17 protein-coding genes are annotated in these 15515 nt (G+C 67.0%); 6 read left to right on the forward strand and 11 right to left on the reverse strand.

All coding sequences use genetic code 11. From position 1 onward, the window contains the following. The first annotated feature begins 7 nt into the window (after positions 1 to 7). A complete protein-coding gene (locus tag EV645_RS09790; RefSeq protein ID WP_130441864.1) occupies positions 8 to 880 on the forward strand; it encodes a 1,4-dihydroxy-2-naphthoate polyprenyltransferase in 873 nt (290 codons plus the stop codon). Here EV645_RS09790 and EV645_RS09795 read toward each other — a convergent pair. Next, positions 851 to 2053, reverse strand: a complete 1203-nt coding sequence (locus tag EV645_RS09795; RefSeq protein ID WP_130441866.1) for an FAD-dependent monooxygenase — start codon at positions 2051 to 2053, stop codon at positions 851 to 853. The genes EV645_RS09790 and EV645_RS09795 overlap by 30 nt on opposite strands. A 78-nt stretch (positions 2054 to 2131) precedes the next feature. Here EV645_RS09795 and EV645_RS09800 point away from each other — a divergent pair, with 78 nt between their 5' ends. Together EV645_RS09800 and EV645_RS09805 are read left to right on the forward strand one after the other, a co-directional pair. Beyond that, entirely contained in the window at positions 2132 to 2596 is a 465-nt protein-coding gene (locus tag EV645_RS09800; RefSeq protein WP_242000302.1) for a MarR family winged helix-turn-helix transcriptional regulator, read from the forward strand. Between the two features lie 103 nt (positions 2597 to 2699). Next, entirely contained in the window at positions 2700 to 3881 is a 1182-nt protein-coding gene (locus tag EV645_RS09805) for a PDDEXK family nuclease (protein ID WP_130441868.1), read from the forward strand. 398 nt (positions 3882 to 4279) lie between these two features. Here EV645_RS09805 and cds1 read toward each other — a convergent pair whose 3' ends face one another. Beyond that, positions 4280 to 5389, reverse strand: coding sequence for an L-cysteine desulfhydrase Cds1 (gene cds1 / locus EV645_RS09810; protein ID WP_130441870.1), 1110 nt, complete (start codon positions 5387 to 5389; stop codon positions 4280 to 4282). Positions 5390 to 5471: 82 nt separating this feature from the next. On the opposite strand from cds1, the gene EV645_RS09815 reads away from it, so the two are divergent. Continuing rightward, complete coding sequence (locus EV645_RS09815) at positions 5472 to 5768, forward strand: hypothetical protein (RefSeq protein ID WP_130441872.1); 297 nt, start codon at positions 5472 to 5474, stop codon at positions 5766 to 5768. 40 nt (positions 5769 to 5808) lie between these two features. On the opposite strand, the gene EV645_RS42200 is transcribed toward EV645_RS09815, so the two are convergent. After that, positions 5809 to 6603 carry an SLATT domain-containing protein gene (locus EV645_RS42200; RefSeq protein WP_198681533.1) on the reverse strand — a complete coding sequence of 265 codons (795 nt, stop codon included), beginning with the start codon at positions 6601 to 6603 and terminating at the stop codon, positions 5809 to 5811. Positions 6604 to 6742: 139 nt separating this feature from the next. Here EV645_RS42200 and EV645_RS09825 point away from each other — a divergent pair, with 139 nt between their 5' ends. Together EV645_RS09825 and EV645_RS09830 are read left to right on the forward strand one after the other, a co-directional pair. Continuing rightward, entirely contained in the window at positions 6743 to 7762 is a 1020-nt protein-coding gene (locus tag EV645_RS09825; protein WP_130441874.1) for a M48 family metallopeptidase, read from the forward strand. Between the two features lie 37 nt (positions 7763 to 7799). Next, positions 7800 to 8276, forward strand: a complete 477-nt coding sequence (locus EV645_RS09830; RefSeq protein ID WP_130441876.1) for a GNAT family N-acetyltransferase — start codon at positions 7800 to 7802, stop codon at positions 8274 to 8276. 56 nt (positions 8277 to 8332) lie between these two features. Here EV645_RS09830 and EV645_RS09835 read toward each other — a convergent pair whose 3' ends face one another. The 8 genes from EV645_RS09835 to EV645_RS09870 all read right to left on the reverse strand — a co-directional run bounded on the left by EV645_RS09835 (position 8333) and on the right by EV645_RS09870 (position 15487). Further along, a complete protein-coding gene (locus tag EV645_RS09835) occupies positions 8333 to 9898 on the reverse strand; it encodes an MFS transporter (RefSeq protein WP_130441878.1) in 1566 nt (521 codons plus the stop codon). A gap of 60 nt (positions 9899 to 9958) precedes the next feature. Then, entirely contained in the window at positions 9959 to 10561 is a 603-nt protein-coding gene (locus EV645_RS09840) for a TetR-like C-terminal domain-containing protein (RefSeq protein WP_242000303.1), read from the reverse strand. Between the two features lie 179 nt (positions 10562 to 10740). Then, a complete protein-coding gene (locus tag EV645_RS09845) occupies positions 10741 to 10992 on the reverse strand; it encodes a DUF4229 domain-containing protein (protein ID WP_130441882.1) in 252 nt (83 codons plus the stop codon). A gap of 1 nt (position 10993) precedes the next feature. Next, positions 10994 to 11968, reverse strand: a complete 975-nt coding sequence (gene ccsB / locus EV645_RS09850) for a c-type cytochrome biogenesis protein CcsB (RefSeq protein WP_130441884.1) — start codon at positions 11966 to 11968, stop codon at positions 10994 to 10996. Next, positions 11965 to 13551, reverse strand: coding sequence for a cytochrome c biogenesis protein ResB (gene resB / locus EV645_RS09855; RefSeq protein WP_130441886.1), 1587 nt, complete (start codon positions 13549 to 13551; stop codon positions 11965 to 11967). Before resB ends, ccsB begins: the two co-directional genes overlap by 4 nt. A 1-nt stretch (position 13552) precedes the next feature. Further along, positions 13553 to 14296, reverse strand: coding sequence for a cytochrome c biogenesis CcdA family protein (locus EV645_RS09860; protein WP_130441888.1), 744 nt, complete (start codon positions 14294 to 14296; stop codon positions 13553 to 13555). A 4-nt stretch (positions 14297 to 14300) separates the two neighbouring features. Beyond that, positions 14301 to 14864 carry a TlpA family protein disulfide reductase gene (locus EV645_RS09865; protein WP_130441890.1) on the reverse strand — a complete coding sequence of 188 codons (564 nt, stop codon included), beginning with the start codon at positions 14862 to 14864 and terminating at the stop codon, positions 14301 to 14303. After that, complete coding sequence (locus tag EV645_RS09870; RefSeq protein WP_242000392.1) at positions 14864 to 15487, reverse strand: histidine phosphatase family protein; 624 nt, start codon at positions 15485 to 15487, stop codon at positions 14864 to 14866. The genes EV645_RS09865 and EV645_RS09870 overlap by 1 nt, the downstream gene beginning before the upstream one ends. Positions 15488 to 15515 lie beyond the last annotated feature (28 nt).

Below are 15515 nucleotides of genomic sequence, written 5' to 3' on the forward strand. Positions count from 1 at the left end.
GACGGTCATGGCCACACCTGCCCAGTGGATCGAAGGCGCCCGCCCCCGCACCTTGCCCGCCGCGATCTCCCCCGTCCTCGTCGGAACCGGCGCGGCCGCGTACCTCGACGGCTTCGTCTGGTGGAAGGCGCTGCTGGCCCTCGGCGTCGCGCTGGCGCTCCAGATCGGCGTCAACTACGCCAACGACTACAGCGACGGCATCCGCGGCACCGACGAGAACCGCGTCGGCCCGCTGCGCCTCGTCGGCTCCAAGGTCGCCTCCCCCGGCCAGGTCAAGACCGCCGCGTTCACCTGCTTCGGCATCGGCGCCGCGCTCGGCATCGTCCTCGCCGCGACCACCACCTGGTGGCTCCTGGTCGCCGGCGCCGCCTCACTCCTCGGCGCGTGGTTCTACACCGGCGGCAAACGCCCGTACGGCTACCGCGCGCTGGGCGAAGTCAGCGTCTTCCTCTTCTTCGGACTGGTCGCCGTCCTCGGTACGACGTACGTGCAAGCCGAAACCATCACCTGGCCCGCCGTCGCCGGTGCCGTCTCGATCGGCTCGATCGCCTGCGCGCTCCTGGTGGCCAACAACCTCCGCGACATCCCGACCGACTCCGTCACCGGCAAACGCACCCTCGCCGTGGTCCTCGGCGCCCAGCGCTCGCGCCAGTTGTACGCCGCCCTGGTGATCCTCGCGTTCGTCCTGGCCGCCGTCTCCGCGATCGCCACACCCTGGACCCTGCTCGCCTTGATCGCCGCACTCCTCGCGATCAAGTCGATCCGAGTAGTCCTCAGCGACGCGGTCGGCCCCGCCCTCATCCCAGTCCTCAAAGCCACCGGCCAAACCGAACTCCTCTACGCCATCGGCCTAGCAGCCGGCCTGGCCCTCGGCGGCTGACAGCGGCAGGTAGTCCGGCAGGGTCAAGCTGCTGTTGGCTTCGCGGCCCTGATCGCCCGTCATGCTTGCCGCCCTGAGCTGCGCATTGCGTGCGTCGAGGATCTCTTGTGTGCTGGGGGCAACAACCTGCTTGCCGATCTCGACCAGGGCTTGGTTCTCCTCGACGAACGAGCGGATCCGCTTCTCGTACGCCGCGAACGCGTCGGCGTGATCGGCGTACGTCGCCAGCTCGCCGGCCAGCACGTACGCCCCGACCAACGAAACACTCGAGCCCTGACCGGACATGAACGAGGTCGCGTACGCCGCGTCGCCGACCAACCCGACCCGACCGCGGGACCACGTCGGCATGTGGATCTGACTGACCACGTCGAAGAACAGATCGTCGGATTCCCGCATCGCGGCGACCAACCGCGGCACGTACCAGCCCTGATCCGGGAACGTGGCCGCGACCAGTTCGCGCTGCGCCTCGGGATCGCGGAAGGCGTCGTACGGCGGCTCATCCAATCCGAACGTGAGGAAACCGTGCATGGGCTCGCTCGGCTCGTGCGCATACAGCACGGCGGCCCGGCCGGCGACGTTCCAGGAGACGCCTTCGTGGGCGAGCCCGAAGTCGTTGCCGATCGTGAAGCCGGCGAAGGCGTAGCCCTGGTACGAGTGAAACTCATCCTCCGGGCCGAAGACGAGCCGCCGTACATTCGAGTGCAGGCCGTCGGCGCCGATGACCAGGTCGAACGTACGCCGGATGCCGCTGTCGAAGAGGACGTCGACGCGATCGCCCCGATCGTCGAGCTGCGCGATCGAGTCATGGAACAGGAACTCGACCTTGTCCCGGATCGGCGTGTAGAGCGCGTCGGCCAGATCGCCACGGCGTACCTCGAGATCGAGCCCTTCCGTGCCACCGGTCATCGCCTCCGGCCGGATCGCGGCGATCAGCTCCCCGTCGGCATCCACGAACGAGATCCGACGCGTGCCGACATGCGCCTTGCGGAGTTGCGGCAGCAGTCCCATCCGGTCGGCGACGTCCCTCGCCGTACCGCGGACGTCGATCGCATACCCGCCGCCCCGGACCTCCGCGGCCTTCTCCACCACGGTCACCTCGAAGCCGTACCGATCCAGCCAGTAGGCCAGCGCCGGCCCGGCGATGCTCGCACCTGAGATCAGAACAGTGGTCATGATGGTGATCCCTTCCAGAAGTATGTACCTTAGGTATCTAACTTCTGGATCATAAACATACCTAAGGTAGGTAATCAAGTGGCCGCTGACTCCGGAGACGAGCTGGCGCTGCTCCCGCGCCTGGCCCAGCTCGGTACGGCGATGAACCGCGGCCGCATCGCCCAGCAGGCAACAGAGGCGACGGGGCTGGCCCTGGACCGTCCGGCGATGACGATCCTGCTGACCCTTTCCATGGCAGACACCCCCCTCCGCGTCGGCGAAATCGCGGACCGCATGCAGGTCGTCGGCCCCCACGTCACCCGCCAGGTCCAGGCCCTGGAACACCGCGGCCTGATCCGCCGAGTCGCTGACCCCAACGATCGCCGAGCCAGCCTCATAGAACCCACCCCCACCGGCACCGAAGCCGCCAACCGCTACACCGCAACCATCGCCACCTGGTTCCGGGACCTCATCGCCGACTGGCCCCCCGAAGACCGCGCAGACCTGAACCGCCTCCTAACCAAGCTCACCGACGACATCACGGCCCGGTTAGCCGACTCCTAAGGGTCGAAGCCACCCCACGGGTCCCGTGCTCACCGCCCACTTCGTCGAGAAGTCGGACATCCAACCGCCCGACCGCTTCGACAAGCGCAACTAGGCGTCCGTCGTGGACTTCGCAAACGGCTCGAACGACGATGACCAACTGACAGGCGTGAGAGAAAGTCTGACCGACGTAGGGGAATTGATGTCAGGAATCTGGGGCCTCGGCAATGAAGGCCAGTGGCGACCGTTGACCTCTGCTGGATTCGCACTCGAAGCCGACTTGCACGATTTGATCGAGCAGACGCCGGCTATGTTGCCGCTGGCCGGCGTGCCACGCTTGGCAGTTGTCGGCAGAGAGGTCAGGTGCGGGCCTGAGCGCGCGGATCTCCTGGCAGTGGAGGTCGAGACCGGCAGGCCTGTCGTGATCGAGGTAAAACTTGCCGCAAACACGGACCGACGGCGTTCTCTGACTCAGGTGCTTGGCTACGCAGCCTACCTTCGCCGGCTCGACAGCGAAGGGCTGTTCATCTTGCTGCAGGACTATCTCGAACGGCACGGCTATTCATCGATCGCCGACGCCGCAGGAGCGGCCACAGAAGGCGATCCGAACTTCGACGAAGACTCATTCAACGTGCGCCTCAACGAGGCACTGTCGGATGGTCGTTTGCGAGCTGTCGTCGTACTCGATGAAGCGCCGGCCGATTTGGTCGACCTCGTCGGCTATCTGCAGGACGTGACCAGCGATCGCCTGGCTCTCGACCTGGTGGTCGTCACGGCGTATGAGGTGGCGGGACAGCGCCTCCTAGTGCCCCAACTGGTGGAGCCGGACCGCACGCAACTGACCGCCGAATCAGCCGGAACAGGCAAACCGTCCTCCGCCAGTGAGATCCTGCTTGGCTCCGACGAGTTCGAAGGGTCCATCGGCACAGTCGCTGCCGAGCAGCAACCATCACTGCGACGACTGCTGGAGTGGGCTCAGGGGCTACAGAACGACCGCCTCGCAACCCTCTACACATCGATCGGCAAGGGACGATGGGTTCTCAACCCACGCCTGCCAGGACAATCCCGCGCCATGGTTTCGATCTGGAACGACAAGGGGGCGTATCTGTCTCCGTATCGCACAGTCTTCGAGCAGGAAGCACCGACCACACTCGCAAAACTCGACAACGTCGCTCCGAACGAAATTGGCCGAGGTAACTACATCCATGCCCAGCTCGACGATGCACTGCTGGGGCTCTTGCGCGAGGCGTACGTGGAGTCCAGAAATCGACGCCACCAGGCGGCAAGCCCATCGAGCAGTGCGTAGGAGCGCGCGTAGTTGCCGCGCCGGAGGAGCGATGCGACCACACGGCGGCTGCGTCTCACGCGTGGGCCAACAACTATCGTCGTTCTCCACAGCCGCCCAGCGAGCCCCCGCCGGCGCCGAGCAGTCACCGCGAGCGGAGCGAGCGCACCGCGGCGGCAGCCGCCACTCGCCGGCGGCAGCCGGCAACACCCCGGCGATAGCCGGAAACACGGCGCTGAGCCGGGGGTGGGTGGGAGCGAGCGGAGCAGGCGCGCTGAGGAGCGGAGCGACGAGGGAAGCGCCTGCGTAGCACGCGGGGGCTGACCACCTTCCCCGATCACCACAGTCCGCCCGGCCGCAGGCGCCCGCCAGACAGTCACACGCGAGCGGAGCGCCTGCGTAGCGTGCGTGGGGGAGATTTACTCGGGTTCGGTCCAGATGCCGGTGCGGGCGAAGGTGTCGAGGGTGACGGTGTACGGCGTGATGTCTATGCCGCTCGTCCGCAGCCAGGCGTCGTCGTAGTACGTGTTGCCGTAACGTTCGCCGCTGTCGCAGAGGAGGGTGACGATGCTGCCGCGGGTGCCGGCCTTGCGCATTTCGGCGGCCAGCCGGAGCGATCCCCACAGGTTGGTGCCAGTCGAACCGCCGACGAGTCGCCCGGTGACGCGGGAGCAGAAGCGCATCGCCGCGATGGACGCGGCATCAGGGACCGAGATCATCCGGTCGACGACGCCCAGCACGAAGGACGGTTCGACGCGCGGACGGCCGATGCCTTCGATGCGGGACGGGCGGCCGGTGGAGAACTCGTGGTCGCCGGCTTCGAAGGCGGGGAAGAACGCGGAGTTCTCCGGGTCGACGACCGCGACGCACGTGTCGTACCGCTGGTAGCGCACGTACCGCCCGATGGTCGCCGACGTACCACCCGTGCCCGCACCGACCACGACCCACGTCGGGATCGGGTGCTGCTCGAGCGACAGCTGCCCGAAGATCGACTCGGCGATGTTGTTGTTGCCACGCCAGTCGGTCGCGCGCTCGGCGTACGTGAACTGGTCCATGTAGTGCCCGCCGGTCTCCTCGGCCAGGCGCTTGGCCTCGCCGTAGATCTGACCGGAGCGTTCGACGAAGTGGCAGCGGCCGCCGTAGAACTCGATCAGCTCGACCTTCTCGGGGCTGGTCGAGCGCGGCATCACCGCGATGAACGGGAGCCCGAGCAGCCGCGCGAAGTACGCCTCGCTGACCGCCGTGGAGCCGCTGGACGCCTCGATGACCGTGGTGCCTTCGTGGATCCAGCCGTTGCAGAGGGCGTACAGGAACAGGGACCGGGCGAGCCGGTGCTTGAGCGAGCCGGTGGGATGTACGGACTCGTCCTTGAGGTACAGGTCTACGCCGGTACCTTCCGGCATCGGGAACACGTGCAGATGGGTGTCCGCGCTGCGGTTCGCGTCGGCGTCCACGATCCGGATCGCCTCGGACACCCAGGCGCGCGCCTTCTCGTCCCGCCGATCGACCTCACGACATACCTCACTCATGCGGGCCAGGCTAGGACCTCGGGCCCGATTTGAGTATTCCTACGCTCGGTGACCGGCGCCCGCAGGCGACAGGATCAGGCACATGATCCCCCTCGGAGCGGTCGAGTTCTCCCCCGGCGACGTCGCCCTGATCCTCGCCGTACTGACCCTCGGCGCAACCGCCCTCGCCCTCCCGGCAACCCTCACGCTGGCGTGGGTCGGGCACCGGCGAGCAACCCAGCACCCGGGCTGGGCAGCGTTCGGATATTGGCTGACAGGTACGGCGATCTGCCTCGCCACGACCGCACTCGCAGCGGGCCAGGGCCTCGGCTGGTGGTCGGTACCCCTCGGCTGGCTCCCTACCCTGCTGCTGGCCCTGGCGCTCAAACCTCGATCGTGACGCTGCCCACGGTTCGACAATGTGTCTACCGACGCCAGGTTCAGCCGTCGTTTCGCTCGGGTGGTTGGTCGATGTTCTGCTCTCGCTTGCGTTGTTCGGTGCGGAGGCGTTCGACCTCCTCCACCAATTCAACCAAGGCCTCCTGATCTGATCGCCCCTTGTATCTTCCGATCGCAAGGTCAAAACAGTTCCGCTCGTGCTCGATCGCATCAGCCGTCTGCTGCAAGTAGAAGCTGCGTTCTCTGAACTTGAAGTAGCCAGTAAAGCCCGCAGCAAGACCAACCGCGAAGGTTGTCCCGACACTCGCCCATCGTAAAGTCTGCTCGGCCAACGCAAGGCTGGTGATGGAGGTAGCGGCGAGTGAACCGACAATGATGACTGCCTGCAGGTAGTTGTTGATTCGTCGATAGAATGCAGCACCCTTGCGCAGCGCGCCTAAGTCCGACGCGATTTCCTCGTGGTAGGAGTATTGGCGAAGCTTGACCTGATGCGACTGCTGCGACAGCAAATACGCCTTCCGCTCGCGCTGAACCACAAGCTCCAACTCGATATCATCAGGAGCTTCCGTGTCGCCGCCCTCGTACCTCCAAACCACATAAGCCAGCAGGCCGACGGCGAGAAGCGCTATAGCAATGCCCAATGGCGTGCCTATCAACTTCTTACCGACGCCGAAATCCGGAGATACATACAGCGCATATGCACCGAACGACAGGCAAGGCAGCGCCACAAATGCCAAGCGCGCCGCACGGCGTAGCGACCGGGCTGTACGCAGCCGTCGCTCAAGCTCCAGCAGAGTGCGGTTGACATCCAGTAGTTCCTCGGCACGATTCGCCACGCACTCTCCTCCGCCTCACCACCGATCCGGGAAGCTGTCACGCTAACTGTCCGACCGCTCCAGAGCATCTCGACTCGGGCGCCCGCCCCCACGGCGAGCTAAGTTGGGGGTCCATGACGACCGGGAAGCAGGGGGAGCGATGAGCGAGAACGGCGATCGGCCGACGCGGCAGCGGGTGACGCTGACCGATATCAGTTCGCGGGCGTGGGAGCACCCCGCGGACCGCGGTGCGCTGGTGGCCCTGCGGCAGTTGAAGGGCTTCGACTACGTACTGCGGAAGATGTCGGGGATGATCAACGAGCGCGCGTTCCGGCTGCAGTTCCTCGGCGGGGCGATCCGGGTGGACGAGCGGCAGTTCCCGACCGTGCACCGGCTCTACACCGAGGCCGGCGCCACCCTGGACGTCCGCAAGCTCCCCGAGCTGTACGTCACCAACAGCCCGATCTGGAACGCGATGACGATCGGCATGGACAAGCCGTTCATCGTCGTGAACAGCGCGCTGATCCAGGGCATGGACGAGGAGGAGCTGCGGTTCGTCCTCGGTCACGAGCTCGGTCACGCGCAGAGCGGCCACGCTCTGTACCAGTCGCTCCTGCTCTGGCTGATGCGTCTCACCGGCGCGTTGAACTGGATGCCGATCGGCGCTCTCGGCCTCCGCGCGATCATCGCCGCCCTGCACGAGTGGTCCCGGAAGGCCGAGCTGTCGGGTGACCGCGCCGGTCTGCTCGCGGCCCAGGACCCGGCCGTCGCCCTGCGCGTCCAGATGAAGCTCGCCAGCGGCGGTCAGCTCGGTGAGCTCGACACGACGACGTTCCTTGCCCAGGGCACGGAGTACGAGAGTGCCGGCGACCTGCGCGACAGCGTGCTGAAGCTGCTGCTGCTCGAGGCGCAGTCGCACCCGATGGCTGTCATCCGCGCGCACGAGCTGCGCCGCTGGGTCGACGAGGGCGAGTACACGACGATCGTGTCCGGCGACTACCCGAAGCGCCAGGACGATGCGAACGCGTCGATCTCGCAGGAGGCGAAGAACGCCGCGAAGTCGTACACCGACGCGTTCAACCGCTCGCAGGACCCGCTGGCCAAGCTGCTCCGCGACCTCGGCGACGGCCTCGGCGGCGTCCGCGACTGGGTCTCGTCCAGGTTCCCACCCCGAAACTGACTGGTCGATCGTCCGGGCCGAGTGCGATCCTGTCCGCGTGATCGACATACAGGCCATCGGCCCGGACGACTGGAAATCCTGGAGCCGGCTCCGGCTCGCCGCCCTGGAAGAAGCGCCGTTCGCCTTCGGTTCGCAGCTCGCGGACTGGATCGACGCCCCCGAGGAGCGCTGGCGGGAGCGGCTCAGCGCGCCCGGCGCGTACCAGGTGATCGCCTCGATCGACGGTACGCCGACAGGCATGGCCGGCGGGTTCCCGGACGACGACCACGCTGAGCTGGTGTCGATGTGGGTCGCGCCGGCCGGCCGCGGCAAAGGCGTCGGCAACGCGCTGATGACCGCCATCGAGGACTGGGCCCGCAGCATCGGCGCCACCGTCCTCAAGCTGTCCGTTGTCCCAGGCAACGATCCCGCGCACGACCTCTATCTACGCCACGGCTACGTCGACACCGACGAGCCCGGCGACCTGATGCCCGACGGCGTACGCCGCGAGATCGTGATGCAGAAAGCCTTGTAAACAAAGACGAAGGGCCCGCTTCCCCCCTCCCGGGAAGCGGGCCCTTCGAGCATTACCTATCCCATGTGGACCGGGGCCTGGCCGTCGTTCGCCAGGTCCTTGTGCTTGATCGACAGGCCGATCAGCGTGATCAGCGCGGCGCCCAGCGCCAGGAACGCCGACCAGACGAACGCCCGGGTGAACCCGTGCGTCGTAGCGAGGGCAGTGAACTGACCCTGCAGCTGCTTGATCTGTTCCGGTGACTGCCCGGACTCGGCCGCCTTCTGCAGGCCCGGGGCCAGCTCGGCGAACTTATCCTTGATGGCGCTGGTGGAGATCGTGCCCAGCAGCGCCAGGCCGACCGCACCACCGATCTGCTGCACGGTGTTCAGTACGGCGGATCCGACCCCGGAGTCCTCCGCGGCGACCCCACTGACGGCGGTCAGCGTGAGCGGCACGAAGATCAGGCCCATACCGAACGAGAGCACCAGGATGTACGGCAGCAGGTGCGTCCAGTACGTCGAGTCGACCTCGAGCCGGCTGAACCCGAACATGCCGGCCGCCACGAACACGCCGCCGGTGCCGGCGAGCCACCGCGGGTCGACCCGCGCCACCAGCGTCGACGCGACCTGGGCCGCGATCACGATGCCGAGGCTGAACGGCAGGAACGAGATACCGGTCTTCAGCGCGCTGTAGCCCATGATGCTCTGCACGAAGATGCCCAGGAAGTAGAACATCGAGAACATCGCCGCACCGACGATCAGCATCACGAAGAAGCTGACCCCGCGGGTCCGGTTCGCGAGGATCCGGAACGGCATCAGCGCGTGCTTCGACCGGGCCTCGATACCGAGGAAGATCCCGATCAGCGCCAGGCCGCCGAGGATGTAGGTCAGCGTGAGCGCGTCGCCCCAGCCGTTGGTCGCGGCGTGGGTCAGGCCGTAGACCAGCGAGGTCAGACCCAGCGTGCCGGTGATCGCACCGGGCAGGTCGAACTTGCCGGACTGCCGGGCCGACTCACCCAGGAACCGGAAGGCCAGTACGGCGACCAGCAGACCGATCGGCGTGTTGATGAAGAACGTCCAGCGCCAGGACGCCTCGGTCAGCGCGCCACCGAGGATCAGACCGACGGCAGCACCCGCGCCGGACATCGCGGCGTACACGCCCATCGCCCGGTTGCGCTCCTTGCCGGCCGGGAACGTCGTGGTGATCAGTGCGAGCGCGTTCGGCGAGGCCGCCGCGGCCGCGAGGCCCTGCAGGATCCGGCTGACCAGCAGCACGGTCTCGCTCTGCGCGATACCGCCGACGAACGACGCCAGGCCGAACAGGATGACGCCGAACACGAAGACCTTGCGGCGACCGAGGATGTCACCGATCCGGCCGCCGAGCAGCAGCAGACCGCCGAACGCCAGCGCGTACGCGTTGACGACCCACGGCAGCGACGCGTCGCTGAAGCCGAGCGCGCCCTTGATGTGCGGCAGCGCGATGTTGACGATCGTGCCGTCCAGCACGACCATCAGCTGCGCCATGCAGATCAGCGCGAGCGCGATACCGAGATTGCGGTGACCGTGGCCGTTGGGCTCACCGACCGCATCGGCCGGCCTGCCTTCCTCCGGCGGATCGGCCTTGATGACTTCTTCGGACATAAGAGAACTTCCCCTCTTGGGCAGACTGTCTTGCTTTGTCGCGGACCGGCCCCTCACCGGTCAGCTCACCTGCGACCCCCGCGCCGCAGGCAGGATCACGTTGTCGATCACTCGGAGGATCAGATCGTCGGTCGGCTCGACGCCGAGGATGTAGGCGTGGTGGATGATCACCGCGGGCAACGTCACCGACAGCAGGTCGACGTCGACGTCCGGCGCGATCTCGCCGCGCTCGACGGCACGCTCGTACACCTTGTTGGTCAGGGCCTGCCGGGGCGCCAGGAAGCGCTCACGGAAAGCCTTCTGCAGCTCGTCGTCGCGATGCAGCGCGGTCAGCAGACCGGCGATCACCGACATCGGAAGCTCGTCGGTGAAACCGCCCGCGCCGCAGGCCATCGAGATCAGGTCGCCGCGCAGGCTGCCGGTGTCGACCTCCTCCGGCATCGGGCACCCCTTGGCCCGGCTGATCGCATCGACGACCAGCTCGGCCTTGGTGGACCAGCGCCGGTAGAGCGTCGCCTTGCTGGCCTTCGCCGCCGTCGCCACCGCGTCCATCGTGAGCCGGTCGTAGCCGAGCTCGGCCACCACCGCCACGGTCGCATCGAGGATCTCGTCCTCACGACCGCCCTCGACCCGCGGCCGCTGCCGTACGCCTACGTTGTCCACCTTCATCACCTTGCGTAGCTACAAGAACACCGATAGAACGAAACTGTTTCGTTTCATCCATCACTCTACGACTCATGTGAAGGGATGCACAAAGGATTTTCTGAGGAATTCACAAGTGGCATAGGTCACTCTCCGTACCAGTGGATCACTGGTACGGCGTGGTCACGCCGGACGGAGGCTCAGTCGTCGTCTTCGGCGGTGCGGGCCTGCTCGAGGCGCTGCGAGATGTTCGCGGCGCGGGTCTCGATCTTGCCGGCCAGCCGTTCGCGGGCGGCGCGCAGTACGAAGATCGAGAGGATCGACGACAGGATCAGGGCGACCAGGAGCAGCGGGAAGATCGTCAACCAGTTGTTCAGTGCGAGCCAGAGCGCGCCGAAGCAGACGGCGAACAAGACCGCCCGCAAGCCGGTGTAGATGGCGAACTCTTTCATCTCAGACCCCAGCGTAGGAGTGCAGGCCCGAGACCAACAGGTTCACGCCGACGAAGTTGAAGATGAACACGAACCAGCCGACGATCGCGATCGTCGCGGCCCGGCGGCCACGCCAGCCGGCGGTCGCACGGGCGTGCAGGTAGGCGGCGTACACCACCCAGGTCACCAGCGACCAGACCTCCTTGGGGTCCCAGCCCCAGTACCGGCCCCAGGCGTGCTCGGCCCAGATCGGACCGGCCACGAGTACGCCGAACGTCCACAGCGGGAAGGCGAACGCGAGCACCTTGTACGCCGTACCGTCCATTGCCTCGGCGCTCGGGAGCCGGCGCAGTGATGCCGACATCGTGCCGCCGGCGAGGACCTTGCGCTCGGCGCGGGCCTTCACGAGGTACAGCACGGAGACGAGGCCGCCGACGGTGAACGCACCACCGGAGATCGCGGCCGAGGAGACGTGGATGACGAGCCAGTACGAGTGCAAAGCCGGGACGAGCGGGCCGGCCGGGGTGTAGAGGGCCAGGGAGGCCAGGCCGAGTACGGCGGCGATCACGAAGGTCACGCCGAGGCCCAGCCACTGCAGCTTGTACTTCGATACGAAGATCAAGTAGACGATCGCGACGGCGAGCGATGCGGTGATGGAGAACTCGTACATGTTCCCCCACGGCACCCGCCCCGCCGCCAGCCCACGGGTGACAACGCCACCCAGGTGCAACACAAACCCGAGCCAGGTCAGCAGAAGCCCGATCCGGCTGGCCGCATCCATCCGCTCGCTCGCCGCCGGAGCAACCGGTTCGTCGGCTTCGGCGGCCGGCTGCTCGCCGGCGGACCCGACCAGCACCTCTTCCTTGACCTCGGCCTTGGCGACAGACGCGCGGCCGAGGGCCCACTCCATGGCGTGGGAGATGAGGGCCAGGACGTAGATCACCGTGGCTGTCGGGATCAGCAGGTTGGAGACTTGTGCGTAGGTCTCCGGGCTCATGGCTGCTCCTGTTTGCTCGGGCCGGCGGGTTTAAGACTCTTGGTAATGGCTTGGATCTCGTCGCCTAGGCCGCGTTCTGGGCCGCGGTCCAGACCGGCGACCTCGACAACGGTACGCCCGTCCTCGTCGCGGACGCGCACCCAGGTACGACGCGGATGGATGAACAGGGAGCCCATCAGCCCGAGGATCGCCAGCAGGATGCCTGCCAGCGCGAGATCCGTGCCGGGAGTGTGGCTGACCTGCAGCTTCACCCATCGGCTGTATCCGTTGAACGTGATCGACCCGGCCTTGTCCGGCAGTGCGACGGTCTGCCCGGGCGCGAGCTGGAACCGCCACTTGTCGCCGTTCTGCTGGAACTGCGTCAGCTTGCTCTTGTCCAGCTGGTACACCGACTCCGGCTTCCCGGTCTCCGGCTGCGGCCGGCCGTAGTACCCGGTCATCACGAGCTGCGGGTTCAGGTCGTCGGGGAAGACCGACACCGGACCGTCCGGACCGATCACCGCGGTCGGCAGGAAGAACCCCTCGAAGCCCAGCGTCATCGGCCGCGCGTCCGGCGCCTTGACCACGCCGAACGACGAGAAGTTCGAGTCCTGCGGCAGGAACGGCGCCGGCCCGGAGAACGCGACGTTCCCCTGCCCGTCCTTGACCGTCACCCGCGGCGCGTACCCGTGCCCGAGCAGGTAGACACTGCTGCCGTCCAGCTTCAGCGGATGGTTGACCAGCAGGTCGTACGACTTCTCCGGCGCGTCCGGCGTCTCCTGGTAGGCGAGCTGCGCCTTGAACTCCCGCGCCGCGCCCTTCTGCGGCCCGTCCTCCTGGAACTTCACCTCGAAGTTCTTGACGGTCAGCGAGAAGGGCGGCAGGTCGTCGTCGCCGCTGAACGCGCGCCCCGGCGTGAAGTCGTCGTACTGCGCGACCGTGTTCGAGAACCCGTTGCCCACGACAACCAATACCGTGCCGCGATACCCGAACAGCGAACCCCAGGCGACGCCGACCAGCGCGAGGATCAACGAGAAGTGGAAGAGCAGGTTGCCGGCCTCGCGCAGATAACCACGCTCCGCGCCGACCGCTCCGTCGTACGTCTGCACGCGGAAGCGACGCTTCCGCAGCTCGCGCGTCGCGGCCGCGAGTACGTCGTCGCCGCCGTCGACCTCGAACCGTTCGTACCCGGGCAACCGGTTCAGGTTCCGCGGCGGTTTCGGCGGCCGGGCCCGCAGACCCTTCGCATAAACGGAAAGCCGGGGTACTACGCAACCGATCAGCGAGATGAACAGCAGCAGGTAGATCGCCGAGAACCACGCCGATTTGTAGACGTCGAACAGCCCGAGCTTGTCGTAGATCGGCCCGAGCGTCTTGTGCGCGGTGAGGAAGTCGGAAACCTTGATCGGGTCGATCGGCGTCTGCGGCACGAGCGATCCGGGCACCGCGCCGAGCGCGAGCAGGAACAGCAGCACCAGCGCGGTCTTCATCGACGTCAGCTGCCGCCAGGTCCACCGCAGCCAGCCGACCAGTCCCATCGCCGGCGGAGTCGACGGCTCCTCGGGCTTCGAGGACGCCGCGATCCGGTCCTTGACGTCGCTCATCTCAGACCGCCGATCCGAAGTTGGCGACCCACTGCCGCAGGTCCGCGGTCATCGCATCCCACACTCCCGTCAGCAGCAGCAGTCCCACCGCGATCATCAGTACGCCGCCGATCCGGATCACCAGCAGCTGGTGCCTGCGGACCCACGCCACCGCGCCCAGCATCCGCCGGAACGCCAGCGCCGCGACGATGAACGGAATGCCCAGCCCGAGGCTGAACACCAGCGCCAGCGCCGCGCCCCGCCCGGTGCTGCCCTCGGTGGTGGCCAAGGTCATCACGGTCCCGAGCGTCGGACCGATACACGGAGTCCACCCGAATCCGAACAGTACGCCGAGCAGTGGCGCCGCCGCGATCCCGACCGCCGGAACCCGGTGTACCCGCAGGTCTCGCTGCATGAAACCGAACCCGCCGAGGAAGACGATGCCGAGCACAACAGTCAGTGCGCCGAGCACCCGGGTGATCGCGGTCTGGTGATCGATCAGCAGATCACCGGCCTTGCCGAACACCACCCCGGTCAGGATGAACACCGCCGAGAACCCGGCCACGAACAACGCCGTACCGGCCAGCATCCGGCCGCGCTTGGCCGAGTCCAGCTCGGCCGCGGACAAACCCGTGACGTAGGAGAGGTAGCCGGGCAGCAGCGGTACGACGCACGGCGAGAAGAACGAGATCGCACCGGCGAGCACTGCGATCGGCAGTGCTACCAGCATCGACCCCGTCATCGAGTCGGCGAACCACTGTCCCATCAGCTCAACCGGCGTCCTTGACCATGCCGAGCAGGGTCTGCTTCGTGACTTCGCCGACGACCCGGCCGGCGACCTTGCCGGTCTTGTCGATCACCAGCGTGGTCGGGATGGCGGCCGACGAGATCTGGCCGCGGAACCGCAGCAGGCCCTTGCCGTCCGGGTCGTAGAGGTTCGGGTACGGCACCGCGAACTCCTGGACGAACTTCTTCGCCTGTGCCGGATCGAGGTCGCGGGTGTTCAGCCCGATGAACTGCACCGACGGGCCGAGCTCCTTCGACGCCGCGACCAGGTCAGGCGCTTCCTTGCGGCACGGCGGGCACCACGAGCCCCACACATTCAGTACGACGACCTTGCCGGACTGGTCGGACAGCGTCCAGGTCTTCCCGTCCAGCGTCTTCCCGGTGAGCTCCGGCGCGGCCTTCCGGTCCCCGGCCGCGAACACGGACACATTGCCGTTGCCGCTGACGAAGCCCGACTGGCCCTGCCGGTTCTGCGAAGCCTGCTGACCCGAGCTGCACCCCGCGACGAGGAGCAGACCGGCCACCGCAACCGCCGTACGACGGATCATCACGCACCGCCGACAAACTTCTTCGGAGGCTTGACCGGCAACAGGTCCTTCGCGGGCTCCGAGTATCCGACCGAGACGATCTGGTCGCCGTGGAAGGTGAACGAGGTCAGGCTGGCCAGGCTGCACTGCCGCTTGCGCGGGTCGTGGAACATCCGCCGGCCCTCGATCGCGGACCTGACGATCCAGATCGGCAGCTGGTGCGACACGATCAGCGCCTCGTGCCCGGCAGCCTTCTCCCGGGCGGTCTCGATCGCGTCGCGCATCCGCCGGACGATCTGCTGGTACGGCTCGCCCCAGGACGGCTTCCACGGGTTCCGCAGCAGCCACCACGCGCTCGGGTTCTTCAGTGCGCCGTCGCCGACGCCGAACTTCTTGCCCTCGAACAGGTTCGCCGCCTCGATCACCCGCTCGTCGATATCGGGGGTGAGCCCGAACACCTTGGCGATCGGCTCCATCGTCTCCTGGGCCCGCTCCAGCGGTGAGCTGACCAGGTGCACGATGTCGCGGCCCTTGACGTGCTCGGCCACGCGCTCGGCCATCGTGCGGCCGAGCTCGGACAGGTGGAAGTCGGGGATCCGGCCGTAGAGCACGCCGGTCGGGTTGTGCACCTCGCCGTGACGCATCAGGTGCACGACCGTCGTTTCGGTCACC

Origin of the sequence: Kribbella rubisoli (genome assembly GCF_004217145.1) — a bacterium.
GTDB lineage: Bacteria > Actinomycetota > Actinomycetes > Propionibacteriales > Kribbellaceae > Kribbella > Kribbella rubisoli.